Below are 25,181 nucleotides of genomic sequence, written 5' to 3'. Positions count from 1 at the left end.
CGTGTCGCGACGACCGCGCGGCCGCCCGTGAAGCGGAAAGGGCGCGTCAGGCGGCGTGCGGGAAACGTGCGCGCCGCCCGCCGGCGCTCAGGCCGCCGCGCGCAGCGCGGGGGCGTGCGTGTTCGATGCGAGGGTGTCCATCGCCGCGACGACGCCGCTCGCGGCAACCGGCACGCCGGCGAGCTTCAGCCCCATCTCGCAGCCGGCGAGCGTGGCCATCAGCGTGAGGTCGTTGCAGTCGCCGAGATGGCCGATGCGGAACATCTTGCCGCGCATCTTGCCGAGCGCCTGCCCGAGCGACATGTCGAAGCGTTCGTAGATCAGCTTGCGCACGGCGTCCGCGTCGACGCCGTCGGGCATCATCACGCCGGTCAGCACGGGGCTGTAGACGGCCGGGTCCGCGCACTGGATCTCGAGGCCCCACGCGCGCACCGCGCGGCGCGTGGCTTCCGCGAGCCGCTGGTGGCGCGCGAACACCGCGTCGAGCCCTTCGCCGAGGATCATGTCGAGCGCTTCGGCGAGCCCGTACAGCAGGTTGGTGTTCGGCGTGTACGGCCAGTAGCCGTTCCTGTTCGCCTCGATGATCTCGTGCCAGCTCCAGAACGCGCGCGGCAGCGTCGCGTGCCCGCTCGCCGCGAGCGCCTTCGGCGACACCGCGTTGAAGCTGATGCCGGGCGGCAGCATCAGCCCCTTCTGCGAACCCGACACCGTCACGTCGACGCCCCATTCGTCATGGCGATAGTCGGCGGAGGCGAGGCCCGAGATCGTGTCGACCATCAGCAGCGCCGGGTGGCCGGCCGCGTCGATCGCGCGGCGCACGGCCGCGATGTCGGAGGTGACGCCGGTGGAGGTTTCGTTGTGCACCACGCACACCGCCTTGATGTCGTGCGCGGTATCGGCGCGCAGGCGCGCTTCGATCATGTCGGGCTGCACGCCCCGGCGCCAGCCTTCGATGCCCGGCAGCCCGAGGAATTCGGGCTTCAGGCCGAGCGCGTCGGCCATCTTCTTCCACAACGTCGCGAAGTGGCCGGTCTCGTACATCAGCACGGTGTCGCCGGCGCTCAGCGTGTTGGTCAGCGCGGCCTCCCATGCACCGGTACCCGACGCCGGATAGATGATCACCGGCTGCGTGGTCTTGAAGATCTTCCTGATGCCGGCGAGCACCTTGAGGCCGAGCGCGCCGAATTCGGGGCCACGGTGGTCGATGGTCGGATAGCTCATCGCCCGCAGGATGCGGTCGGGCACCGGGCTCGGCCCGGGAATCTGCAGGAAATGTCGGCCGGACGGATGAAAGTCGAGTTGCAGCATGGTCGTTCTGTCTCCTTGGTTGCATTTTGAATTTTGCATGCAAAATACTTTAGCAGAGCGATCGCGGCAAACCCAAGCACTGATTTCACCGAAAATGCCGGTGTTTACCCGGCGTTGACGGGGAGATATTCGGGTCGGGCGAGTTGAAGTAGAATCGCGTGAAGCAAGAAGGAAGGATTTTGCATGCAAGATTTGAATGATCTGGAGCAGGCCGGCGGCGCGCCGGCACTGCCGAAACTGGAGCGGCAGCGGCTGCACGACACGGTCGTCGAGCACCTGCGCAAATTCATCGTCGAAGGTGTGCTCACGCCGGGCATGCGGCTGAACGAGCGCGAGCTGTGCGAGACGCTCGGCATCTCGCGCACGCCGCTGCGCGAGGCGTTCAAGGTGCTGGCGGCCGAGGGGCTGCTGGTGCTGTCGCCGAATCGCGGCGCGAGCGTGTACCGGATGAGCGAATCGGAGATCCGCGAGACGTTCGAGCTGATGTCGGGGCTGGAGGCGTTTTCAGGCGAGCTGGCCTGCGAGCGCATCACGCACGCTGAGCTCGCGGAGATCAAGGCGCTGCATTACTCGATGCTCGCGTGCCGGCTGCAGAACGACCTGCCCGGCTACTACAGCCGCAACCAGGAAATCCACGACCGCATCAACGAGGCCGCGCGCAACTCGGCGCTGCGCGCCACGTACCAGTCGATCAATCGCCGGATCATGTCGATGCGGTTCCGCTCGAACCAGCACGTCGAGAAGTGGGATCGCGCGGTGCATGATCACGAGGAGATGATCAAGGCGCTGGAGGCGCGCGACGGCAAGGCGCTCGCGGCGATCCTGCGGCGGCATCTGCTGGAGAAGCGCGACGCGGTGTTGTTGCAGCAGGGGGCCGTGGACGCGTAGTCGCACGCCGCACGCGAACGGTCATCGCGTCGTGCCGGCGCCCCGCGCCGCTACACCGCCGCCCGCTGCCCCTCTCTCGGCCCGTGCCCCGTCCACCGCTTGAACGCGCGCCGGAAGTTGTGCGCGTCGCTGAACCCGACTTCGTGCGCGACGTCCTCGATCGACAGCCGCGGATTGCTCAGCAGCGTGAACGCGCGCTTGCGGCGGATCGTGTCGATCACCGTCTGGTACGACACGCCCTGATCGGCCAGCCGCCGCCGCAGCGTGCGCTCGCTCATGCACAGCTGCGCGGCGATCTCGGCGAGCGACGGCGCATGCCGCAGGTCGCGCCGCATGATCCGCTCGATCGATTCGAGAAATTCGGTGCCTTCGGGTTCGGGCGGCAGCGCGTCCTGCAGGAACTCGAGCACCTGGCGATGCGCGAGCGGATCGTGGGTCGCGATCGGGCGGTTGCCGAGCGCGGCGTCGCACGAAAACAGGTTCTGCTCCTGTTCGAACCGCACCGGGCACGGGAACACGCGGGCGTATTGCTCCGCATAGGCCGGCGGCGGGTAGCTGAGATCGACGACCTTCGGCTGGAACGCGGGGCCGACGAGCGAGCGCCCGATCTTCATGAAGCTGCCGAACGCCTCCTCGACGAGGAACGCCTCGATGTCGGGCTCGAGGAAGACGTTGGTCGCGCGAACCGACAGCGTGCGCGCATCCGACATCACGTCGAAGCGCATCAGCGGCCCCGTGTGGCGCTGCAGCCCGATACCGGTCACGATCGCGTCCTTCAGCGTCGGGCTCGTCAGCATCGCATAGCCGACCAGCCCGATCGACGCGATCGTCTCGCTCGTGCCGAGTTCGAGGCCGAGCGCCCGCCCCGGCGCCATCTCGAGCGCGCGGCGGATCATCGTGCTCGCCTGGCGCAATGAAATCCGGCACGACGGATTCGACAGGTCGGCGACGTCGAAGCCGAGCCCGAGGCACAGCCGCGTGGGGTCGATGCCCAGTTCCTTGCTTGTCTCCGCGAGGCACCGCAACAGATGGACCGGCAGATTCGCCGTCGTATAACGGTCGGTATCGTCCATGGATGCTCCGTATTTTTTTCCATGGATTGTACTCGTCCCGCCCGGCCGGAGACCCAGTGCCGCCCCGGCCGCGATCGCCCACATCCCGCGCGGCCCCGCTTCAGAAGTAGTGACGCAGGCCGACCGTCGCACCGAGTTGCGTGGTGCCGGTGCTCGGCGCCTGCCCGTTCACGCCGACCAGCTGCGCGCCGACCAGCCCGCCGCGGTAGATCGCGTAGTCGACTTCCGCATAGAGCATGCTGCGCTTCGACAGGCTGTAGCCGGCGATCACCTGGAACTGGCGCGCACGGCCGTCGAAATCCGCCGTATAGCCGGACTGTTGCGTCCACCACGCGTTGACGGCCGCCGTGAACGCCGACGTGAAGCGGTAGGTCAGCCCCGCGAGCGCCATCTTGCGGCGGCGGAACCCGCCGGGCACGGTCGGGTCGACCACCTGCGCGGGCGAGATGATGCCGAGCCCCGCCAGATCGGTCGGGCTGAACGGGCCGTTCTCGAACGACGTGAAGTCGTTGTCGCGTGCGTTCTCGATGTAGCCGGCGTTGACGGTCGCGTTGCCGATCGTCACCGAGCCGCCGCCCGTGTAGATGTCGAATTTCCCGTGCGTGACGTCGTCCCAGCTGCGCATGAACGATGCGCCGACCGTGAACGGCCCCTTGTCCGGCGCATACGCGGCGGCCGCGCCGAGCTGGCCGCCGCGCACGCCGCCGCCCGCGTGGCCGCCCGGCGCATATTGCGCGAGCAGGTAGAAGCTGCCGAGTTGCGCGCCGTACTGGATCATGTTGCTGGTGCGCGCGCCCGCGAGCATCGTCTGCTCCGGCTTGAACAGGTTGAAGTACGGGTCCTGCGGGCCGGCCCACAGGTTCGAGCCGAAGGTCAGCGACGCCATCTCGAACGGCACGTTGTACTGGCGCCCGAGCGAGAGCTGGCCAAGCGTAGTGGACGTCAGCCCCACGTACGCGACCTGGAAGAAGTTCGGCGAGCCGGCCGGCACGATGGCGCCGCTGTTCGGGCCGAAGTGGCTTTCGACGTTGAACTGCGCGGACAACCCGCTGCCCAGATCCTCGTTGCCCTTGAGCCCCCAGTAGCTTTCCGTCAGGCCGCCACCGTCGGCCATCGAGATCTTGCGGCCCGTCGACACCGGCGTGCCGTCGGCGCCGTAGGACACGCCGTGCGTTTCGTAGCGGATGCCCGCATCGATCACGCCGTACAGCGTCACGTTGCCTTGCGCGTGCGCACCGGTACCGGCCAGGACCATCATCGCGCAGCACGCGGCGCGAACGCTATCGTGACGATTCATTCTTCTGGACTCCGCATCGAGCTGGGGATGGACGGCTCGCGCCGTCGGGAACGACTGTAGAAAGCCAAATTTGCGCGGGCCAAGGCCGCGGCGGCCATTCTCGTGGTGCGTCGCGGCCACGGCATGGCGCAATGCGGTCAGGGCGCCGCGCCGGCCACGGCACCGGGTGCCGCGCGGCGCAGTGCCAGCCGCACGAACGGGGCGGCGGCCAGCACGGCCACGCACAGCACGTGGGCGACGCGCGTGCCGCCGAAGCGGCCGAGCAGCGCGCCCGACAGCGCGGTGCCGATGCCCGCCGCGAAGAACGTGATGACGAGCGTGCGCGCGACCAGCGAGCCGTCCGGGTCGACGTCGGACAGCATGCCGGTGAGGAACGGCACGATCACGAAGAACGCACTGTTCAGCACGAACTGGCTCAGGAAGTACGCGCTGCCGCCGCGCGCGCCGAAGAACCATTCGATCGACGCGATCATCGCGAGCTGCGCGGCCCAGATCAGCGCGAGGCGGTGCCGGTGGCTGGCCGGATGCGACGGAATCGCCGCGCCGACGAAGCCGAGCAGGGACGACACCGACAGCAGCACGCCGATCGTCGTGGGCGACAGCCCGGCACGCTCGCCGACGAAACCGGCGATCGCCCATTGCGACGCCTGCACGCCATAGACGAGCGCCGTCACGACCCAGATCGCGAGCACCGGCCGCCACGGCAGCGTGCCGGCGCGCAAGCGGGCCTGCGCGGGCGCGCTCGCGAACGCGTCGATGCCGCGGATCGCGGGCGCCAGCACGGCGACGACGGCGGCCAGCAGCGCGAACACCCAGCGCCCGAGCCACGCGGCCGGCAGCGCGGAGATCAGCACGAGGATGCCGCCGTTGACGATGCCCGCGAGCAGGTTGATTTGCCCCCACAGGCGGTCGGTCGATGCGCGCTGCGACACGCCCGACGCGACGACGACGAACAGCATCCCCTCGAACAGCCCCGTCATCCCGCGTGCGAGCGCCGCCGACACGATGCCGGGCGCGACCGCGCTGAGGGCCTGGCCGGCGATCGCACCGACCAGGCCGGCCAGCGTGAACGGCCGCGCGGCGCGCGCGATCCGGTGCGACAGCAGCGCGCAACTGATCGCGATGCCGAGGATCTCGGCGCTGACGAGCGCGGTCGCGGTGCCTTCGTCGAGCCGGAAGCGCGTCATCACCGCCGCGACGAGGAACGGCGACAGGATCAGGCCGTTGGTGGCGGCCGCGAACGCGAGCGCAAGGCGGACGACGGCGCCGGTCGACGGATCGGGACGCGATTGCGCGGCCGCGTGCAGCGTGGCTGTGCTCATGAGGCCTCCTGGCTGGATCGCGGCCGATCTTGCGCGACGCCGGCCGTTTCGTGCATCGGGTGTGTCCCGCGGCGGGCCGGCGTGGCGCGAGCGGTGGCGCTTGCGTTTGCACCTGCGCCTGCGCTTTGCGGCAGGCCGAACAGCGTGCGCAGGTACGGCGTCAGGAAGCGGCCGTGCGGGTCCATCCGCTCGCGCAGCGCGAGGAAATCGTCCCAGTGCGGGTAGCACGCCGCCAGCTCGGCGGCCTTCATCGCGTGCACCTTGCCCCAGTGCGGCCGCCCGCCGTGATTGCGGCAGATGGCCTGCACGCCCGAGAAATACGCGTCGAACGGCATCCCGCGATACTGGTGCGCCGAGATACGTACGCTGTCGCGTCCGTAGTCGGGGCTCAGCCAGATGTCGTCGCCGCGCACCCAGCGATATTCGATCGGGAACATCAGCGGAAAGCTGCGGCGCGCGATGAACGCGCGGATTTCGCGCAGCGCGTCGGCGCCGCGGTCGGCCGGCACCGACCACTCCATTTCGTTGAAGCGCACGCGGCGCACCGTCGACAGCATCGCGTAGCTCGCATCCACGTGCCGGCCGGCCGACACGGTCGATGCGCACAGCCGGCTCAGCGCCGGGCACAGCGACGGCACGCGCCGGCCGAGCCCGCACAGCGCGCCGAACACCGTGTTCTCGAGGAACGACTCGGACGCGCGGCTCGCCCAGTGCACCGCGTCGGCCGGCTCGTCGGTCATGTCCCACGCCTTGGTCAGCACGGTGTCCGTGTGCGGGAACCAGTAGAACTCGAACGAGCGATGCTTCGCGATCAGCGCGTCCGCCTGCGCGAGGCAGTCGTCGAGCCGCATGCCGCCGCGCTCGAGGCGCAGCTTGAACGCGGGCACGAGGCGCAGGCCGATCTCGGTCAGCACGCCGAGCGCGCCGAGCCCGATCCGGCCGCCGGCGAACAGCTCGGGATGCGTGTCGGCGCTCGCGCGGATCTCGCTGCCGTCCGCGCACATGAAGGTCAGGCTGTCGATCTGCGTCGCCAGGTTGCCGAGCGTGATGCCGGTGCCGTGCGTGCCGGTGCTGGTCGCGCCGGCGATCGACTGCACGTTGATGTCGCCGAGGTTCTCCATCGCGAGGCCGTGCGCGGCGAGCGCCGGGCCCAGCGCCCACAGCCGCGTGCCGGCATGCACGCGCGCGACGCGCCGGTCGCGGTCGACGTCGATCACGCCCTGCATCGCGTCGAGCGACAGGATCACGTCGTCGGTCTGCACGAGCGGCGAGAACGAGTGACCGGCGCCGGCCGCGCGCACGGTGGCGCCCGTTGCTGCCGCGTCGCGCAGCACCGCCGCGAGCGCGGCGTGCGACGCGGGCGTCGACACGGTTGCATCAGGACTGCAGACATATCCCGACCAGTTACGCCACATGGCATTGTCTCCGTGGTTGTCGATCGAATGAGTTGAACGGTTTGAACGACGGGCCGCGCGGCCCGCTAGAAAAAGCTCTTGCCTTCGCCGCGATAGGTGGGCGCCTCGCCGACCACGCGGCCGCCGCGGATCAGCAGCAGCGTGTTGAAGCGTTCGCACAGTTCGCCGGCCTTCGCGTGGCGGAACAGGATCGGATCGCCGATCGCCGGTGCAACGCCGCGCGGCACGCGCACGGGCGTCTGCACCTCGCCCGCGCCTTCGTTGTCGATCAGCGTGCAGCCGGCCGGCAGCCACGGGCGGGGCAGCCGGCTCTTGCCGGCCGGGCCCGATGCGATATAACCGCCGCCCGAGCAGGTCACGATGCCCGGCTGCGGAATCCGCACGACGGGCAGCGCGAAGCCGGCGGCCGGTTGCGCATGAAACGCCGCGTAGTGATCGAACAGCGCCGGCGCGTAGAGGCCGGAGCCGGCCGCGAGCTCGGTGACCGACGCATCGCCCAGCGTGCTTTCGAAGCTGCCGGTGCCGCCGCCGTTCACGAAGCGCAACCTGTAGCCCGCCGCCGCGAGCGCCTGCACGGCCGCGTGGCGGCGCGCGTTGATCTCGCGCGCCGAGCGGCGCTTCAGGTGGCGTACCAGCGCGTTGCGCGCGCCGTTGCCCGGCTCCGTGTCGGCCACGCCGGCGATCTGTCCTTCGTAACCCATCAGCCCGTCGAGCCGCACGTGCCGCCGCTCGCCGATGTGGTTCGCGAGGGCGAGTGCAGCGGCCACGTCGCGCACCGGCGAGCGGTACATGCCGAAATACAGGCCCGGATACGCGGACGACATGTCGAGATCGATCGCGAGCGGGATCGTCACGCTTTCCGCGCGTGCGAGGCGGTCGATCGCGTCGACCTGGGCGGCAGCGTCGACCATCAGCGTGATCGAGCGGCCCCGCCTGAGCTGCGCGGCCACCGCGCGAAGGTCGTCGGCCTCGACGGTCGGATAGGCGACCACGATGTCGTCGAACCCGCCGTCCGCAAGCCACGCGGCTTCCGCGGCTGAATAGCACAGCAGCCCCTGCATGAACGGGCCGGCGGCGAGCACCGCGCCGATCAGTTCGCGCGAGCGTACCGATTTCGTCGCGAGCCGGATCGGCACGCCGCGTGCGCGGCGCTTCAGGTCGGCGAGGTTCGCGTCGAGGCAGTCGAGATCGACGAATGCGGCGGGAAGGCGGCGGCCCGCGAGCGCGTCGCGATAGGTCGGATAGTCGTGGACGGCGGCGGGTGCGCGATGCGGAAGGTCTGCACGGCTCATGGAACGGGCTCGGCTGGGTGGGGTGTGTGCCGCGCCGACCGTTCGACGCGTGTCGGAAACCAGCATAGGGCCGGCCAAAATGACGACCAAGCGCTCAGCGGGTCGTTCGACGGGTCTTATCCGGCCATCCGTATCGGCCACGCGCACGCGTGAGCGTCGCGCCCCGTGAAGGTGGATCGTTGCTTGCTTGGTGTCGCGGCGCACATCGCGCGTGCCGGCGCGAACCACCGCCGGACGGGCACGACGCTCGACATCACGCGCGTGCCGACGCGACAACGAAATGCGTTTCAAACGTCTTGCCGGCCATCGCCGCTGCGCGCGGGTTTAGTGCCCGCGTTCTAGTGCCGCTTTTGACTGCATGCCGGATTCGACCTAGAACCTACTCGCGGATGCACCGGCGAAGAACGGCATGACGTGACGAGGAGGCGACGTGAAGAAGAACAGGGCACTCTGGCGGCGCACGGGCGCGATCGCGGCGATCGGTGTGGCCGTCGTTGCGATCTGGCGATACGAAGCGGCGACACCGGCGCAAGCCGCGTCGTCCGGCACGCCGGTCGCGACGGCGGGCACACGGTCCGGTGCGGCCGATACGTTCGGTACCGGTACCGGCACCGGCACCGGCGTCGTGACACCGGGCCCCGAGGAGCGACGGCTCGACGTCGACGCGCTGCGCCGCAGCCTTGCCGGGCGCCCCGATGCGGACGCGGAAGTGAAGCGCGTCGTTGCATTCGCGCGCTTCCGCGACGAGGTCGCCGCTTACGGCGATCGCCGCAACAGCCTGCCGCAAGCCGAGCGCGACGCGCTCGCGCGCCGGATTCTCGACGAACTTCCCGACCACGTCGCGCGCAACGAGATCGTGCCGGTGCAGGCCGAAGCGCTGAGCGCGGCGCTGCTGACCGACACCGAAGCCGACCCGGCGACGCGCGGCGCGGCGATCCGGTCGATGCGCGCGCAATGGGACACCTATGCGCAGCGGACGGTCGGCCCGTCGCCGGCGCAGGACCCGCGCTATCTCGCGTACGAACAGCAGAGCCGCGACGTCGTCCGGCAGGTTCAGGCGAGCATTCCCGATCCCGACCAGCAGCAAGCCGTCATCGCGCAACGCCTGCAGGCGCTGCGCGTCCAGCTGTTCGACGGCGCTTCACCGTCCGGCGTGCACTGAGCGCCGAATCCGCGCGGCCGGGGCGGCGCCCGGCGGCCGCGTCATGTCCATCGACAAGGAGGGGAGATGTCCACAGCACGATGCCTGCTGCGCGCGGCCGTTGCCGCGCTGCTCGGTTGCGCGGCACTGAACGGTCACGCGGCCGATACGACGATGCCGGATCCGTCGGTTCCCTATTATTCGTGGTACGAAGTGACGTTGCCCGAGAGCACCGGTGCATCCTGCGGCAACGGCACGCCGATGCGCTTCTACATCAATCGCGCGCAGTCGGACAACCTGCTGTACATGATGGAGCCGGGCGGCGCGTGCTGGGACTACGGCACCTGCACGCAGACGTCGACCGGTGCCGAGGCCGGCCTCGGCGGCTTCAACCCGGACGGCATCCCGCACAACTACATGAACGGCACCGCAAACGAGAGCCTGCTGTCGTCGTTCCTGTCGCCGCTGCTGACGCGCATGGATCTCGCGCACATTCTCGTCGGCGAGCCGAAGGTCGAAACGCAGCAATGGACACAGGTTTTCGTGCCCTATTGCACCGGAGATATCCACATGGGCAGCGCGGTGCGCAACTACACGTCGCCGTCCGGCGACTGGCGCCTGCAGCACTACAGCGGGCTGAAGAACATCCAGGCCGTCGCGCAGTGGCTGACGTCGCACGGCTTCGGCAAGCCGAACCGGCTGCTCGTGTACGGGATGAGCGCGGGCGGCTACGGCACGCTCGCGAACTACGCGACGCTGCGCAACACGCTGCAGCCGCAGGCGCACAGTTCGCTGCTCGACGACGCCGGCACGGTGTTCAACACGCCGTTCGATGCGGACGCGGCCACGCATCCGTCGGTCGGCCTGTACGACCGCGTGCGCACCGAGTGGGGGATGACGGGCCCCGACGGGATGATCACCGTGAACAGCCGGCTGACCAGCCGGTTCGACCCCGGCAACATGGGGAGCGCGTACGCGGCATTGTCGGCGACCTTTCCGCATGATCGCTTCGGTTTTTCCAGCTACCAGCGCGACAAGATCATCGCCGCGTATCACTATCGCGCGTTCGTGCCGGCCGTGATCGCTGCGCCGGACGACGCGACGAAGGATGCGCTGTCGCTCGCGATGTTCGGGAAGGAGCTGGACGGGTTGAAGCAGACGCTGAACCCGTTGCCGAACTTCGGCTACTTCATGCCGTGGGCGCGCAACGACTTCATCGCCAACCATCAGGTAACGGCGGTCAGCTTCACCGGGTCGGGGATCCACGAGAACGGCACCGACGCGGATATCGGCACCTTCGTCGACAACCTGCTGAACCAGCAGGACCCGGCCGAGACGCCGGTGATGAAGGCGTTCCGCACGCAGCAGTGGTCGGATTTCACGTTCTCGACGTTTCTCGCGTGGATCGACAGCGTGTTCAACCTGACCGGCGAAGCGGGGCCGATCTCGGGGCACCGGGCGTGAACGGGTGACGGAGGCGCGGTGCGCTGCCCTGCGCCGCGCCGCCGTTGCGCCTGGCGTGCGCGTTCAGTACGAATCGTCGTTGAAGCGGGACGATGCCGGCCGGCGCTTCATGTCCTTCAGCCATTCCCTGACGTTGTCCGGGTCGTCGAATTCGCGCACCGCGATGGTCAGGTCCTGGTTGCTGCGCTGCATGCCGGCAATGTCGCGCGTCAGTATCCGCATGACCGTATCGGGCGCGATCTTGACGGACGATGCGATGCCGTAGGTTCGGCGGAAGTGGGTCTCGACGTGCCGGATCTCCTGGTCCAGCTCGCGTACCTGTTCCTCCAGGATGCCGTTGTAGCGCATCAGCCGGTCTTCGCCGAGGCCGTCGATCGCGCGCCGGTCGATCTGCTCGATCTCCAGCTGCAGTTCCAGCAGTTGCAGCAGGTTGCCTTTCGCATACGCGTGGTTGACCCGCTGCATCAGCACGGTCTTGCGTTCCTGTTCCTTCGGATCGGTTTCGCGATCGGGATGCAGCACGCTCGCGAGCTTGCGATAGACGTCGCGGATCGACTTGCTCGATTCGGCCTGCTCGGCTTCGCGCCTCGCTTGCGCCGCCGATTGCCGGGGCGCCTTCTTGCGTTTCGCGCGCTGCGCCTCGCGGGCCTCGTGCTCGGCCATGTCGCGCCTGAACTGTTCGTCCAGCTCGGCTTGCATGCGCTCGGCGAGTTCGTCGGCCGACAGCGTGTCGAGATCGTCTTCCTGCGCGGGGGCGGGCGCCGGCTCCGGTGCCTGCTTCGGCCGTGCGCGGTCGGCTGCCGTGCGGTCGTCGTCGCCGGATGTGCGGTGCCGGTTGTAGAGGATCTTCAACTGCGCGTCGTCGCTGACGTCGAGCAGGTCGCGCGCCATGTTCGCGATCACGTCGGACAGCGTGCGCTGCTCGGCCTTGCTCAAGCCCTTTTGCAGGAACGCGTCGTCGAGCCGGTTGAGCAAGCTGATCCGCAACGCCGTCGCCGCCTGCTCGAGCGGCAGCAGCACGTCGACGAATTTCTTGTGGAAGGCCGGCGTCACGGCGTCCCATGCGCCGAGGCGTTCGCGCCGTGTTTCGATCTGCTGGACGAGCGTATTGAACGTCTTCTGGGCTTTCGACAGGCTGGCTGTCTCGTGGCCGGGCGCAATGACGACCGCGGCACCGCGTCGTGCGGTCATGATGAATGTCCTCCGGCCGCGGCAGGGCGCGCAGCAGGCCGGTATTCTAGCCGGATGTGCGGCCGGCGGCGCGGAACGGCCCGCTTCGCCGACGCTTCCGCCAGCGCGTTACGGCCGCGGCGCCGCGACCGCCGGTGCGCCCGAATCCGTGCCCGGCGTGCCGCCCGGCCCATATGCGGCAGCGGCGTTGTTGCGTTCCGCGAGACGCTTGGCAGTCAGGCGCTCCTGCGCGGCGACGATGTCGCCCGGATAGTTGTCCCCGTTGCTGGCGACCGGGTCGTAGCCGACGGCTTCGAGGTCGAACAGTTCCTGGCGTACCTGCGCACGCGTGAGCGTCGAGTGCGACGACTGCGCGTACGACACGGCCGGAGCGGCGAGCAGGGCAGTCGCGGCAGCGGTGGCGACGACGGTGGCGATGATCGATTTCATGATTTCCTCAGACGGTTGCGTGGCGGTTCACCGAACCGACGAAGCAAGTTTAGGAATCCATGCCGGCCGGATAAATGCCGATTCCGGGTGAACTGTGTTTCCGGAATGCGCCACAGTGGGCGACGGGCGTGCCGCCGTGCCGCCACGTCGTCAGTCGCCGAACAACTGCCCCTGCCCGGAGATCACGCGTTCGAAATCGTCGCGCAGGAACGGCAGGATCGCGTCGGCCACGGGCTGCAGCTGGCGGCTCAGGTAGAACGCGTAGTCGATCGGCGAGCGCATCGTCTCGAGCGGCTCGGGGCCGGCCGTCGTCATCACGTAGCTGATCCAGCCGCCGCGCTGGTATTGCAGCGGCCGGCCCTGCGCGTGGTTGAACTCGTCGGCGATCCGCGCCGCGCGCACGTGCGGCGGCACGTTGCGCTCGTATTCGCGCAACGGCCGGCGCACGCGCTTGCGGTAGACGAGCTGGTCGTCGAATTCGCCGGCCAGCGTGCGCTGCACGTAGTCGCGAATGAAATCCTGGTAGGGCTCGCGGCTGAACACGCGTCGATACAGCTCGCGCTGAAACTGCTGTGCGAGCGGCGTCCAGTCGGTGCGCACCGTTTCGAGCCCCTTGAACACGAGGTCCTCGCCGCCGTCGGCCGCCGCCGCGAGGCCCGCGTAACGCTTCTTGCTGCCTTCTTCCGCACCGCGCACGGTCGGCATCAGGAAGCGGCGGTAGTGCCGCTCGTACTGCAGTTCCAGCGCGCTCTCGAGCCCGAACTGGTCGCGCAGGTGCGCGTGCCACCAGCGGTTCACGTGCGCCACGAGCGCGCGGCCCTTGGCGCCGGCTTCGTCGTCGTCGTGCGCGCGGCCGAGCCACACGAACGTCGAATCGGTATCGCCATAAATCACTTCGTAGCCCTGCGCTTCGATCAGCTCGCGCGTGCGGTGCATGATCTCGTGCCCGCGCATCGTGATCGACGACGCGAGGCGCGGGTCGAAGAAGCGGCAGCCGGTCGAGCCGAGCACGCCGTAGAACGAATTCATGATGATCTTCAGCGCCTGCGACAGCGGCGCGTTGCGCTGCCGCTTCGCATCGTCGCGGCCTTCCCACACGCGGCGCACGATATCGGGCAGGCAGTGTGCGGTACGCGAGAAGCGCGCGCCGAGAAAGCCGGGCACCGATGCGTCGTCGCCGGGATTCGCGAGCCCTTCGATCAGCCCGACCGGATCGATCAGGAACGTGCGGATGATCGACGGATAGAGGCTCTTGTAGTCGAACACGAGCACCGAGTCGTACAGCCCGGGGCGCGAATCCATCACGAAGCCGCCGGGGCTGTTTTGCCCGGTCACGTCGCCGAGATTCGGCGCGACGTAGCCGAGCCGGTGCATGCGGGGCAGGTACAGGTGCGTGAAGGCCGCGACCGACCCGCCGGTGCGATCGGCCGCGAGGCCCGTCACGCTCGCGCGTTCGAGCGCGAAGGACAGCAGGTCCGCCTTGTCGAAAATGCGCGTGACGAGCTCGCAGTCCTTCAGGTTGTAGCGCGCGAGCGCCGGCTTGTCGTGATCGAAGCGGCGCTGGATCTCGTCCATCCGCTGGTACGGATTGTCGATCGACTTGCCTTCGCCGAGCAGCGCCTGCGACACGTATTCGAGGCTGAACGACGGGAACGTCCACGTCGCGGATTTCAGCATGTCGATGCCGTCGAGGATCAGCCGGCCGGCCGCGCCCGCGAAGAAGTGGTCCGGCTGCTGGCCGTGTGCGCGCCAGTCGAGCACGCTGCCGCCGCGCCCGAGCTTCAGCGGCACGCCGTATTGCTCCGAATGCGCATGCAGGATGCGCAGGTCGAACTGCACGAGGTTCCAGCCGATCACGGCATCGGGATCGTGTGTTTCGAACCAGTCGTTGAGCCGCGTGAGTATCGCGGCGCGGCTGTCGCAATAGTCGAGGTCGAAGTCCCGCGTGCCCGCTTCGCTGCCTGCATCGCCGTTCGGCGGGCCGAGCATGTAGACCTGCCGCTGCCCGCAGCCTTCGAGCGCGATCGAATACAGCTCGCCGTGGACGCTGGTTTCGATGTCGAGCGACACGCAGCGCAGGGCCGGGCGATAGCCGGTCGCGGATTTCAGCTCGGTGCCGGTCAGCGTGCCGTCGCGGCCGGGCCGGCCGCGAAACTGCACGCACGCCGTGATGAAGCGTTCCATCGCGTAGCGGTCGGGCGGTTGCACGTCGGCTTCGTAGACGTCGACGCCCGCTGCGGCGAGGCGTTTTTGCAGCCCGGACAGATGGCGATAGCGCTTGCAATAGAGGCCGACGACGGGGCGCTGCCGGAAATCGCGCAGCGTGAGCGGGCGCAACTCGGCGTCATGCTCGCCGGCCAGCGTGCGTTCGGCGAGCGCCTGCTGTTCGGCGGGGATGAACGCGACGGCTTCCTGCGGGCGCAGGCGCACGCGGCGCGGACCGTGTTCGGTTGCCAGCCAGAACTCGATCTCGATGCCGGATGCGGTGTCCCGCCAGTGGCGGGTGAGGATGAAACCCTGCTCGAACGCCGTCAAAACGCTTGCTCGTCGTGAATGCCCAGGCGGCGGATTTTAGCGCTTGAATGGCGGCCGTGCCGACGGGGGCGTGCGTGGCAACAGGTGGCAGGAAGCCGGCGCGCGATGCGCGATCTTCCGCGTGCCGGCCGGCGTTCGGGTTTTTCGACGCGATTGACGTCCGGCGCGCGACGGAAAGAAGGCGACTACTCGCGACGCAGCGTTTCGAGCACGGCGGATGGCGGTTGCCGGCACGCGCCGTAGCCATTGGACTGCAGCCTGGGCATCATGCCGACGACGAAGTCGATGAACGTTCTCACCTTGGCCGGAACGTGGTTCCGGCTGGGGTAGTAGACGTAAAGCGGGAACGTCTCGTCGCACCAGTCGGTCAGCACCGGCTCCAGTGTGCCGGCACGCAGGTGCGTGTCGATTCCGAGGTCGATCACCTGGGCGATCCCGAAGCCTGCGACGCAGGCGCCGATCTTGGTGCCCGCATCCGTGACGGTCAGGCTGCCGGTTACGGCCACTTTCACTTTTTCGCCGTCACGCCAGAATTCCCAGTCGAAGGGGCGGCCGGTAGCCGGGTCGATGGCCAGGATGCATTCGTGGCCGTCGTCGACCAGATCCTGCGGCGACCTCGGTCGGCCGCGTCGCTCGAGGTAGGACGGTGCGGCCACCGTCAGCACCCGCGGGCTGTACAGCCTTCGACAGACCAAGGTGGAAACGGATGGGGGGCCAAAGCGGATGGCGAGATCGAAGCCGTCGCTGACGAGGTCCGAGAGGTCGTTCCGGGTCTCCAGCTTCAGGTGCAGAGCGGGGTGTTCCTTCATGAACCGGGCGAGCTCCGGCGCGAGCACAAGGCGGGCGAATGCGGCATCGCACGCCACACGGAGCGTGCCGCTGGCGACCGAGGCCTGGCCGGAAGTGCCGGCGGTCGCCTCCTCGATCCCCTGCAGTAACGGCAGCACTTTCGACAACAGTTCGTGGCCCGCGTCCGTCACTTCGACGTGCCGGCTGGTGCGATGCACGAGCTTCGCGCGCAGGCGGTCCTCCAGTCGCTGGATCGCGCGACTGACCGCGGGCTGAGTCCTGCCCAGGCGGGAGGCTGCTCGACCGAAGCTACCGGATTCGGCCAGGGCCGCAAGGACAAGCAAGCCGCTTACCAGTCCTCCGTCGAGGTCTTCCATGATCCATGTGTTCCTGTAATGGCAGCGATAACCGGGTCGCCGTAGGCGAGGGCGGGGGCGATCGCTCACTATACGAGCGGTTCACTATCGAGGAAAGCCAGCCATGACCCAGACCCAGGCCGTAGTCGCGTTGATCGACGACTACTTCAATTTGGCTTACGAGCCGAAGAGCCGCGACTTCGACAAGGTTTTTCACCCGAGCTGCGTGATTCAGTGGCTCGATGAAGGCCGGTTTCGCACGCTGGCGTCGCCCGAGTATGCGGCGCTCATCAACGGGAGGCCGAGTCCGCGATCGACTGGCGCGCCCAGGGACGAGGCGATCCTCTCGATGGCGCATGTGTCGGACGGCCTTTCAACGGCTACGGTGCGGGTGCGGATCGGCAACCGGTTGTTCAACGATCACTTCGTCATCCACAAGGTGGACGGCAGCTGGTTGATCGCAACCAAGGCGTCCGCCGTGGTGCGTACGTTCGACTGAAGCGGCGCACGGCAGATGCGCATCGGTTTCCCGGTTTTTTTGCGTCAACGAAATGCGGTGTCTCGGCATCAACGGGGGAATCCGTAATGGGACCCCGCTCGAACGCCGTCAAGATACCCGCTCGTCATGGATGCCCGGGCGGCCGATTTCAGTGCTTGGGCGGGGGAGTGCCGGCGCGGGATGCGCGATACCGTTCCGGGATCCGGCCGATGATCGTAAGATTCGGGCTCGATTGAACCCGTCAAGGATCATTGAATGAAACTCGCGATTGATCGCGTCGCACGTGTTGCCGGCTGTGTCGTCGTTGCGGCCTGCCTGTGTGGAAGCGGGCGTGCGATATGCGCTTCCCCGAAAGTGAAGGCACTGCCGGCGACCACGGAAGCCAACTGGATACAGGCGGTCAGGCAGCATCGGACAAAAGATGGCGCAACGGTTGCCGAAGTGCTGTCCTATGCGGAAAAAATGAGGCCGCGCATCTTCAAGGCCGGACGATTCGAAGTGGGTTACAACGGCGCGACCGGCGTTGCCAGCTCGGTTTCGATCGGCTACTGGATCGGAACGAAGCGCGCGCCGGACGATGCGTTCGTCGATCTCGGCTATTCGATGTCGCCCGATGGCCGCGTGATGCCCGTCCCGCCGGACGCGCACACGGCCACGGCATTGGAGAACGGACGGAAGGCGTTTCTGCGTGCCGTCGACGACGCCTATCGGGACACATGCCTGTCCGATCCCGATCATCCGCCGGCATGCTGATGAATCCCGCCCGATTGACGTCACGGAACCATCGTTCGTAGAATCGCCGGTCAAGAACAACATCATTCTGAGAGAGGCGCCATGAATGCGTACCGCATGATGGACGCAATTGCGGAACGGCCGGCTCGGCAAGCGTCGCTTGTCGCGTTCAATTTCCGGCCTGGCAATCGTGCTCCGATTCGCCACCGCAGGGCCGGGCATCCCTGCATCGGTCGCGATGACGTGCCGACACATCGCGCAAGCTGCGTGGGAGCGCATGACGCATGCCGACCTGACTTCGCCTGCCTCGTTTCCAGTCGCCGCTGGTGAAAGCCTCCATGCCGCAGTCGACCGGCCTGTCGCTCGACATGAGCGAAGGCAATCGACCGCAAAACCGCACGCATCCACCGATCCCGATTGAATTCGGCTCGCTGTCGCTCGTCCTCGGGTTGCCGGGGCGGGCCCTTCTGCGCGACATGCTCGAGGGTCTTGGCCGTGCAGCCGGTTCGCCGGAAACGGTCGCAACCGGTGCGTCGCCCCGGTCGGGGCCGCGGGTCGCTGCCCGGAAACACCACACGAAACCCACACGCGCATTCTCCCGGCGGATGCCCGGCCGTCCTGTTGCTGCAGGGAGGGCGTGGCTGTTCGGTTTGCCTGGAAGTGCGGCGCCGCACGCATTGCCGATGAACCCATTTACCTCGGACTCCCCATGAACGCCTCCTCCCGGCAAATTTCCTTACCCGGTATCGCCGCGCTCATCGCGGCGGTCATCACCACGGCGCAATTTCTGATCGGCCTCTACGTGTGGTCGACGAAGTCTTCGCCGTCCGTGAATATGCTGGCCGTGCAACTGTCCACTTTCATCGGGAGCCTGGTGTTTCGAAGCGGCCTGGTGTTCCTGATCGTCCGCTGGCACGGAGAGTACCGGGATCAGCTCGCATTCCGTCGCCCCGCGTTGCCGCTGACGGCCTTTGCGTTATGCCTGCTGGTCTGGCAGGCCGCGCAGGTGCTGGTATTCCAGGCGCTCGTGGGCATGTTGCGCGGTGGTTCTCTCAGCCTGACGCACATCGTGACGCTCATCGCGCCGGTGAATGCCGTCCTCTACGCGCTCGTCGCCTGGCTTGCGTGGTGGTTCGTCACCCACCTGTTTCGCAACGACGTGTTGCCCGGGGCGCCGCGCGGCAATGCGCGGCGGCGCATTGCGGGTCTCGCGGCCTGGTTGTTTGCCAGCGTATTGCTGCTTTTCATGACGCAGGCCGTGATGATCCTGCTCGACCATTTCGACGACGATCTCAAGCTCGTGATGCTGAACTACGTCGGGGGGATCGTCGTGCCCGCCGCGATCGTCTTCGCAGGCGCGATGCTCGGCCTGCCTCGCGATCTCGGTCGGCTGCACGTCCGGCGTCTGCTGGGGGCGTCGCTTGCGTCGATGGTATCGGTCCTGCTGCTGGCTTATGCGGTGCTGCGCCTCGTGGGCGACGTGCTCGGAATAGCCAGCCTGATGTCCGGCATGATGCCGGTCGTCGTTCTCGCCGGAACCGGCGCGGCCTACTGGGTGTGGTTCCGCGTGTTCTATGCCGCTGTGCGTCGCGAGACCGCCGGACCGTCGCAAGGCATGCCGTCGGCGTGAAACCCGCAAGCGGATATGGCGTGAGCCGCGTGCACGACAAGACGACCCGCGGCGATTCGGCAGCGGGCGCATCAGCGTACGCACCGGCGCCCTACACCCACGCGACATCCCGCTTCAAGTGCTCTGCCCGTTGCGGCCGCTGATACAGATATCCCTGCGCATACTGAATCCCGACCGTCTGCAGCGCGCGATGCTGCGCTTCCGTTTCCACGCCCTCCGCGATGATCTTCAGGTCGTAGTGATGTGCGACGGACGCGATCCCCTCGATCAATCCCGCGCCGCCGCCGTTCAGCTGCGAGACGAATTGGCGATCGATCTTCACGTAGTCGAACGGAAAACGCGACAGCATGTCGAGATTGCTGTGATGCGTGCCGAAATCGTCGATCGCGAATTTCGCGCCTTTCGCTCTCAGCGCATGGAAGATCGCGGTGGTCCGCGCGTTCTTCTCGAGCAGGATGCGCTCGGTGACTTCGAGCACCAGCGTAAAGCCGGGCGGCAGTGCTCGAATCGCATCCTCGACGATCGACACGAACCGCGTGCGCTCGAGATCCTTCGGCGCGATGTTGACGGCGATGCGCAGCGGCGTTGACGGCGTCAGCGCGGAGAGTTCCGACACGGCGGTCCGCAGCACGAATTCGGTCACTTTCGGCAGCACCGCGCTCGATTCGACCTGCGGGATGAACACCGCCGGGCTGATGGCCCCCCACTTCGGATGCTGCCAGCGCAGCAGCGCCTCGACGCCGACGGTCCTGCGCGTCCCGACCTCGACGATCGGCTGGTACACGACATGGAGTTCGTCGCGCCTGAGCGCGTTGCGCACGGCCTTCAGCAGCAGCCGGCGCGGTGCCATCGCCAGCAGGTAGGCCGCCATCACGAGGCCATCCGCCAGCAGCACGATCGTGATGCCGATCAGCCGATAGTGGTGCCGAACCTGCGACGCGTAGCGCGTGGATGCCGCAACCGACACCGTGAACGGCCAGCGGGGCGACACGATCGTGCTGCCGCGTGCGGGTTCCGCGGCCGATTCCGGCGCGAACTTCCCGTACTGATCGAGATGGCCCGAACCTGCGATCGACAGCGTCGCGGTTTCCGTCCCGTAGCGGGCGCCGTGCGCGAGCGCGTCGGCCACGTAGTCACCCTCGACCAGGTAGAGCACGCCCGCGCCGGGCGCGGTGGCGTAAAACACGGGCAGCACCGGGATGCCCTGCTGGAACGGCGTTTGGCGCAGCAGCGTGACGAGCGTCGAACCCGGCTCCGGCTCGTGCGTGTACGCGCCCAGCGGCAAGTCGATTGCCCCCAGCGCCGACGAGCACATGACACGTCCGTCGTACACCAGCGCGACGGCGCGCAGGTAGCGCAGGCGCGTGCCTATCTCGGCGAGCGTCCGGAATACCGCCGAGCATGGCCGCCCGACGAGTGCGGTGAGTTCGTCCACATGTCGCAGGCGCGTGCCGTCCAGGATGCGGTCGACCGATGCCACGATATCGTTCGCCACGACGTGTTCATGTTCGATGACGGTATCGCGCGCATAGCGGTCGGCAAGCGCGATCGCGAAGGCCGGCACGAGTACGCAAACGATAACGGCGACGAACAAGACGACCCGCGGCCACGCGCCGCTGCGCTGGAACACTGGTTTCGAGCCTGGCGTGAACGCCGACATTCCCGCGGTCGCCTTTGGTGTTGTGTGTTGGGAGAGGCAAGTCGTACCGGTCGATACATCGACGGCACGCCTGCGTCATGCGCGCCGCCATCTCGATGCGATCGATCCTACGGTCGCGACGGACACCCGTGACCGCCTCGTCGCAATGGGCCGTTCATTCCGAGGCTTGCCTCCATGAACATGCGCATTCGGCGCATATGAACTGGCGGAGCACACCGAAAAAACCCCGGCCGCATGGTCTTGCGGCCGGGACGAAAAAACACCGTCTCTTGGCACGAGGATGGTGCGCGGCAAGTATAAGATGTGATGAGAGATTACGAAATATTGTTATTCAACAATTGGTGTAATTTTGTCATTGTGTCTCGACAAGAAACATTCTTTCGGGATGCTGTCTTTGCCGACTTGCCCGCGGCCCGCGTTCGGTCGCCGCGCGATACGGTCGCATGTCTCGCCGGAGCTTCGGGATGGAAGAAAATACCGTGCGCACGGTCATCGTGACCGATGGTGCAGCCGCAGCCGACGGCGGTTCGCTGTGGATCCGGATCGACGTGAACGGGCAGGCCCGCGATTACGTGCTCGATCGCGCGCTCGCGTCGCGCGGCACGCCGCGCTACAACACCATCCGCGGCGCACATGGTCCGCTTTCGAAAGACGAACGAAAGGAAGCGCTTGCGCTGCTGCGCAGCATTGCCGACCCCGCGATGTGGGCCGGCATGGTCGGCACGTTCACGCAGGTGTTGCAGGCGTCCCAAGATGAGTGAACGATGCTGTGCCCGCGCGTCGCGCGGGCCGCGATTCAGAAATCGTCGCGCATCTTGCGCAGCAGGTCACCGCCCGACTGGTGCGTGTCCACCGCGGTGAGCACATCGGTCAGGAACCACGGCAGGTTCAGTTGCGTATTGGAATCGCCGACGCATACGCGGATCGGCGGCGCCTTCGACGGCGAGCGCGCATCGGGCGTGGCGCTGCGGGACGGCACGCAGTTGTTCGCATGCATTTGAACGGGAACCGGCCCGGCGCTGCCGGATGGTGCACCGGCGGTCGCCGGCAAGCTGACGGCGGCAAGCAGGGTCAGGACAGCGACAGCGGCAACGCGTTTCATGGGATTCTCCGGCGATGCTCGTTCGACCGCGCGGGCGGGCGCGAGTTCGTCGGCGGCGCGGTTGTGCGCTGCGCTCGGTGGCGCTCAGCCGCGCGCGACGCTCGCCGCCCGCGCGGGCTGCCGGCTGCGCCACTGCTGTGGCGATTCGCCGGTCCAGCGCCGAAAGGCGCGCGTAAATGCGCTGTGTTCCGAATACCCGAGCAGCCACGCGACTTCCGCGAGGGTCAGCCGCGGATCGTTCAGGTGGTCGATCGCGAGCCGCCGCCGCGTGTCCTCGCGCAGTGTCCGGAAGTTGAGCCCGAGTTCGGCAAGCCGCCGATGCAGCGTGCGCGACGACACATGCAGGTCCGACGCGATCTGTTCGATGCTCGCTTCACCATGCGTCAGCAGGCGCGCGACGGCTTCGCGCACCGACTGTTCGAGATCGTCCGTCTGCCGCAACTCGGCCAGCAGCGCGCTTGCCTGGCGTTCCATCATCTGCAGCAGCGCGTCGTCCGGTTGGCGCAGCGGCTGTGTGAGCAGGTGCAGCGGGAACGCGAGGCGGTTCACCGGTTGGCCGAACCGCACCGGGCAGCCGAAATAATCGACGTAGGGCCGATCGTCGCCGGGCGACGGGTGCACGAAGCAGACTTCGTCGGGCCCGTCACGCGTGCCGGTGATGTTGCGTGCGAACTGGACGATGGCCGTGAGCGCGACTTCGTCGACGAGCGGGCCGAGCGGCTCGGGCGCATCGTGCCATTCGATCGCGACCGACGCCGCCTCGACGCGCACTTCCATGCGCGCGACGTTCGCGATCAGGTGTTCGTATTGCTGCCAGCGCGCGAGCGCGGCGCCGGCATCGCGGCACGCATGCAGCGCGTAGCCGAGCGCGCCGAGGTGGGCGGGCGTGATCCGCTGGCCGACGTGCAGGCCGAGCAGCGGATCGTCGAGCGCCCGCACCGCGCATTCGAGCAGGCGCCGCCAGTGCGCGCTCGCGTACAGCGTGAGCCCGCGGTCGTCCTCAGGCGGCCGCGCCTCGCCCAGCACGCGCGCGGCATCCTTGCCCTGCTCGGACAGATAGTCGAACAGCAGCCGCACGTAGGTGCTCGAGTAGTAGACGCGCTGCGTCGATAGCGGGGAGGCGGCGGGCATGGCGGAAAGTGTCAAGTAATCGTCGGCAAGTGTCAACGCGGAGCGACCCGCGCGCGACCATACTGCCCGGCAGTTCCTGATCGAGGCTGCGAACATGCCGACCGAGTTGATGACGTGGCTCCATGCGTTCCTGGGTAACGACGTGGACTGGAAGCAGGTGTTGCTGATCGGCATGACGCCGGTTTTCCTGATCGCGTTCGCGATCGAATACGCGGTGATGACCGGGCGTGGCCGCCGCGAGCCGTTTCGCTGGAAGGAGATCGTCGCGAACCTGTCGCTCGGCGCCGGCTATCAGGTGGCCGAGACCGTGATGGGGCTCCTGTTCACCGGTGCGATCTTCGCGTGGGTCTACCGGCACCGGCTGTTCGACGTGCCGGTGAACGGCCTCACGATCGTGCCGATCTTCGTCGTCGTGGAATTCTGCTACTACTGGTTTCATCGCACGTCGCACCGCGTGCGCTGGTTCTGGGCCGCGCACGTGCCGCATCACAGCGGCGAAGTGATGAACTTCACGACGGCGATGCGGCAGTCTCTGCTGAACGCGTTCGTCGGCGTGTTCCTGTTCTACCTGCCGCCCGTGTGGTTCGGCATCCCGCCCGCGGTCGTGCTGTTCCTGCTCGCGGTCGATCTCGTGTACCAGTACTTCGTGCATACCGAAGCGATCGGGCGGCTGCCGCGCTGGTTCGAGTACGTGTTCGACACGCCGTCGAACCATCGCGCGCATCACGGCCGCAATCCGCGCTATATCGACAGGAACTACGGCGGCGTGCTGATCGTCTTCGATCGCCTGTTCGGCACCTATGTCGAAGAAACGGAGCCCGTCGACTACGGGATCACGCAGCAGATTCGTTCGTACAACTTCCTGGTGCTGAACCTGCACGAATTCGTCGACATGTGGCGTGACGTATTCGCGCCGGGGCCGATCCTGCAGCGACTGAAGCATCTGTGGATGCCGCCCGAATGGGAGCGGCCGGGCCACCGGCCGATCCATACGTGGAGCGTCGAGCGCAAGGGCGAAGAAGATACCGCGACTGCAGCGCGTGCCATGGCTGACGACGGTGCGCCGGCGCAAGGGCGCAAGATCGTACAAGCCACCCCGACGCGATCCGGCTAACCTGCGTGCTTTCCTCGGCGAAAGGCGCGGCGGCAATGACGCAGAAAGTATTCTGGGACGATCCCTACCGGACCACGCTGGATACCGTCGTCACGCACGTCGACGGCGAACGCGTGCAGGTGGACGCGACCATCTTCTTCGCGTTTTCGGGCGGACAGGAAAGCGACGCGGGTTCGCTCGGCGGCTATCAGGTCGTCCGCGCCGAAAAACAGGGTCTCGACATCGTCTACACGCTGCCGCACGATCATTTGCTGAACGTCGGGGATCGCGTGACCTGGCGCATCGACTGGGTGCGCCGGTACCGGCTGATGCGCCTGCACTTCGCGGCCGAAATGGTGCTGCAACTGGTCTACCGGCTCCGGCCCGGTATCGACCGCATCGGCGCGCATATCGGGCAGGACAAGGCACGCGTCGACTTCGCGAGCGATACGAGCCTGTCGCCGTTGTTTCCGGAGATCGAATCGGCCGCGGCCGATCTGTCGATGCGCGACCTGCGCATCGTGACCGGCTTCAGCGATGTCGACGCGCAACGCCGCTTCTGGACGGTCGACGGCTTCGCGACGATGGCGTGCGGCGGCACGCATCCGGCGTCGACCGGCGAGATCGGCATGCTGACGCTCAAGCGCCGGAATACCGGGAAGGGCAAGGAGCGGATCGAGGTCATGCTGGTCGAGCCCGGGATGCTCAGCGGGCAGGGGGGCGGTCGGGTTGCGTGAGCGTCGGAAGTGCATGCCGGGCCGGTTGAGCGCCGTCGCCGATCCGCGATTCGCCTGAGTCCGCGTTCTGCGCATGTATATTGGCGATCCATGCATC

The 25,181-nt window shown here is 67.5% G+C and carries 23 protein-coding genes; 10 read left to right on the top strand and 13 right to left on the bottom strand.

All coding sequences use genetic code 11. The annotated features are described in order from the left end of the window. Window positions 1–87: 87 nt before the first annotated feature. Window positions 88–1,308 (bottom strand): aminotransferase class V-fold PLP-dependent enzyme, encoded by a 1,221-nt coding sequence (locus tag FOZ70_RS06675; RefSeq protein ID WP_219705265.1) that lies wholly within the window; start codon window positions 1,306–1,308, stop codon window positions 88–90. Window positions 1,309–1,491: 183 nt separating this feature from the next. On the opposite strand from FOZ70_RS06675, the gene FOZ70_RS06670 reads away from it, so the two are divergent. Continuing rightward, a complete protein-coding gene (locus FOZ70_RS06670) occupies window positions 1,492–2,196 on the top strand; it encodes a GntR family transcriptional regulator (protein WP_048021312.1) in 705 nt (234 codons plus the stop codon). 50 nt (window positions 2,197–2,246) lie between these two features. Here FOZ70_RS06670 and FOZ70_RS06665 read toward each other — a convergent pair whose 3' ends face one another. The 5 genes from FOZ70_RS06665 to FOZ70_RS06645 form a co-directional block, all read right to left on the bottom strand. Continuing rightward, window positions 2,247–3,269: an AraC family transcriptional regulator gene (locus FOZ70_RS06665; protein ID WP_048021314.1), complete on the bottom strand. Its 1,023-nt coding sequence runs from the start codon at window positions 3,267–3,269 to the stop codon at window positions 2,247–2,249. 100 nt (window positions 3,270–3,369) lie between these two features. Then, window positions 3,370–4,566: a porin gene (locus FOZ70_RS06660; RefSeq protein WP_219705263.1), complete on the bottom strand. Its 1,197-nt coding sequence runs from the start codon at window positions 4,564–4,566 to the stop codon at window positions 3,370–3,372. Window positions 4,567–4,703: 137 nt separating this feature from the next. Beyond that, a complete protein-coding gene (locus FOZ70_RS06655) occupies window positions 4,704–5,888 on the bottom strand; it encodes an MFS transporter (RefSeq protein WP_219705261.1) in 1,185 nt (394 codons plus the stop codon). Beyond that, window positions 5,885–7,303 (bottom strand): D-arabinono-1,4-lactone oxidase, encoded by a 1,419-nt coding sequence (locus FOZ70_RS06650; protein ID WP_219705259.1) that lies wholly within the window; start codon window positions 7,301–7,303, stop codon window positions 5,885–5,887. Before FOZ70_RS06650 ends, FOZ70_RS06655 begins: the two co-directional genes overlap by 4 nt. Before the next feature lie 65 nt (window positions 7,304–7,368). Continuing rightward, window positions 7,369–8,595, bottom strand: coding sequence for an amino acid deaminase/aldolase (locus FOZ70_RS06645; protein ID WP_219705257.1), 1,227 nt, complete (start codon window positions 8,593–8,595; stop codon window positions 7,369–7,371). Between the two features lie 430 nt (window positions 8,596–9,025). Here FOZ70_RS06645 and plcR point away from each other — a divergent pair, with 430 nt between their 5' ends. Next, window positions 9,026–9,757, top strand: coding sequence for a phospholipase C accessory protein PlcR (gene plcR, locus FOZ70_RS06640; RefSeq protein ID WP_219705255.1), 732 nt, complete (start codon window positions 9,026–9,028; stop codon window positions 9,755–9,757). A 66-nt stretch (window positions 9,758–9,823) separates the two neighbouring features. Then, window positions 9,824–11,200, top strand: a complete 1,377-nt coding sequence (locus tag FOZ70_RS06635; protein WP_027790043.1) for a pectin acetylesterase-family hydrolase — start codon at window positions 9,824–9,826, stop codon at window positions 11,198–11,200. A gap of 63 nt (window positions 11,201–11,263) precedes the next feature. On the opposite strand, the gene FOZ70_RS06630 is transcribed toward FOZ70_RS06635, so the two are convergent. The 4 genes from FOZ70_RS06630 to FOZ70_RS06615 all read right to left on the bottom strand — a co-directional run bounded on the left by FOZ70_RS06630 (window position 11,264) and on the right by FOZ70_RS06615 (window position 16,521). Then, window positions 11,264–12,391 carry a J domain-containing protein gene (locus FOZ70_RS06630; protein WP_219705253.1) on the bottom strand — a complete coding sequence of 376 codons (1,128 nt, stop codon included), beginning with the start codon at window positions 12,389–12,391 and terminating at the stop codon, window positions 11,264–11,266. A 108-nt stretch (window positions 12,392–12,499) separates the two neighbouring features. After that, complete coding sequence (locus tag FOZ70_RS06625) at window positions 12,500–12,820, bottom strand: DUF4148 domain-containing protein (RefSeq protein WP_060229000.1); 321 nt, start codon at window positions 12,818–12,820, stop codon at window positions 12,500–12,502. 150 nt (window positions 12,821–12,970) lie between these two features. After that, the gene (locus tag FOZ70_RS06620) at window positions 12,971–15,355 is read right to left on the bottom strand and encodes a DNA polymerase II (RefSeq protein ID WP_060341408.1); all 2,385 of its coding nucleotides are present in this window, start codon (window positions 15,353–15,355) and stop codon (window positions 12,971–12,973) included. A gap of 185 nt (window positions 15,356–15,540) precedes the next feature. Continuing rightward, complete coding sequence (locus tag FOZ70_RS06615) at window positions 15,541–16,521, bottom strand: LysR family transcriptional regulator (RefSeq protein WP_060218450.1); 981 nt, start codon at window positions 16,519–16,521, stop codon at window positions 15,541–15,543. A gap of 103 nt (window positions 16,522–16,624) precedes the next feature. Between FOZ70_RS06615 and FOZ70_RS06610 the strand changes: the two genes are divergently transcribed. From FOZ70_RS06610 to FOZ70_RS06595, 4 genes are all read left to right on the top strand, one after another. After that, window positions 16,625–16,999, top strand: a complete 375-nt coding sequence (locus FOZ70_RS06610) for a nuclear transport factor 2 family protein (RefSeq protein WP_219705251.1) — start codon at window positions 16,625–16,627, stop codon at window positions 16,997–16,999. 255 nt (window positions 17,000–17,254) lie between these two features. Next, window positions 17,255–17,752, top strand: coding sequence for a hypothetical protein (locus FOZ70_RS06605; protein WP_111999490.1), 498 nt, complete (start codon window positions 17,255–17,257; stop codon window positions 17,750–17,752). Window positions 17,753–18,069: 317 nt separating this feature from the next. Continuing rightward, window positions 18,070–18,444, top strand: coding sequence for a hypothetical protein (locus FOZ70_RS06600; RefSeq protein WP_219705249.1), 375 nt, complete (start codon window positions 18,070–18,072; stop codon window positions 18,442–18,444). Then, window positions 18,441–19,361 (top strand): hypothetical protein, encoded by a 921-nt coding sequence (locus FOZ70_RS06595; protein WP_059709225.1) that lies wholly within the window; start codon window positions 18,441–18,443, stop codon window positions 19,359–19,361. The genes FOZ70_RS06600 and FOZ70_RS06595 overlap by 4 nt, the downstream gene beginning before the upstream one ends. Window positions 19,362–19,452: 91 nt before the next feature. Here FOZ70_RS06595 and FOZ70_RS06590 read toward each other — a convergent pair whose 3' ends face one another. Then, window positions 19,453–21,021 (bottom strand): EAL domain-containing protein, encoded by a 1,569-nt coding sequence (locus tag FOZ70_RS06590; protein ID WP_219705247.1) that lies wholly within the window; start codon window positions 21,019–21,021, stop codon window positions 19,453–19,455. Window positions 21,022–21,485: 464 nt separating this feature from the next. Between FOZ70_RS06590 and FOZ70_RS06585 the strand changes: the two genes are divergently transcribed. Continuing rightward, window positions 21,486–21,782 (top strand): hypothetical protein, encoded by a 297-nt coding sequence (locus FOZ70_RS06585; RefSeq protein WP_219705246.1) that lies wholly within the window; start codon window positions 21,486–21,488, stop codon window positions 21,780–21,782. A gap of 35 nt (window positions 21,783–21,817) precedes the next feature. On the opposite strand, the gene FOZ70_RS06580 is transcribed toward FOZ70_RS06585, so the two are convergent. Together FOZ70_RS06580 and FOZ70_RS06575 are read right to left on the bottom strand one after the other, a co-directional pair. Then, a complete protein-coding gene (locus FOZ70_RS06580; protein ID WP_219705243.1) occupies window positions 21,818–22,123 on the bottom strand; it encodes a hypothetical protein in 306 nt (101 codons plus the stop codon). An 84-nt stretch (window positions 22,124–22,207) separates the two neighbouring features. Beyond that, complete coding sequence (locus FOZ70_RS06575) at window positions 22,208–23,254, bottom strand: AraC family transcriptional regulator (RefSeq protein WP_219705241.1); 1,047 nt, start codon at window positions 23,252–23,254, stop codon at window positions 22,208–22,210. Between the two features lie 94 nt (window positions 23,255–23,348). Between FOZ70_RS06575 and FOZ70_RS06570 the strand changes: the two genes are divergently transcribed. After that, the gene (locus tag FOZ70_RS06570; protein ID WP_059489608.1) at window positions 23,349–24,368 is read left to right on the top strand and encodes a sterol desaturase family protein; all 1,020 of its coding nucleotides are present in this window, start codon (window positions 23,349–23,351) and stop codon (window positions 24,366–24,368) included. 35 nt (window positions 24,369–24,403) lie between these two features. Next, window positions 24,404–25,084, top strand: coding sequence for an alanyl-tRNA editing protein (locus FOZ70_RS06565; RefSeq protein ID WP_111999486.1), 681 nt, complete (start codon window positions 24,404–24,406; stop codon window positions 25,082–25,084). The last annotated feature ends 97 nt before the right edge of the window (window positions 25,085–25,181 follow it).

The organism is Burkholderia sp. COPS, assembly GCF_019425585.1.
Lineage (GTDB): Bacteria > Pseudomonadota > Gammaproteobacteria > Burkholderiales > Burkholderiaceae > Burkholderia > Burkholderia cepacia.
This window is presented reverse-complemented; position numbering and strand designations above follow the sequence as displayed.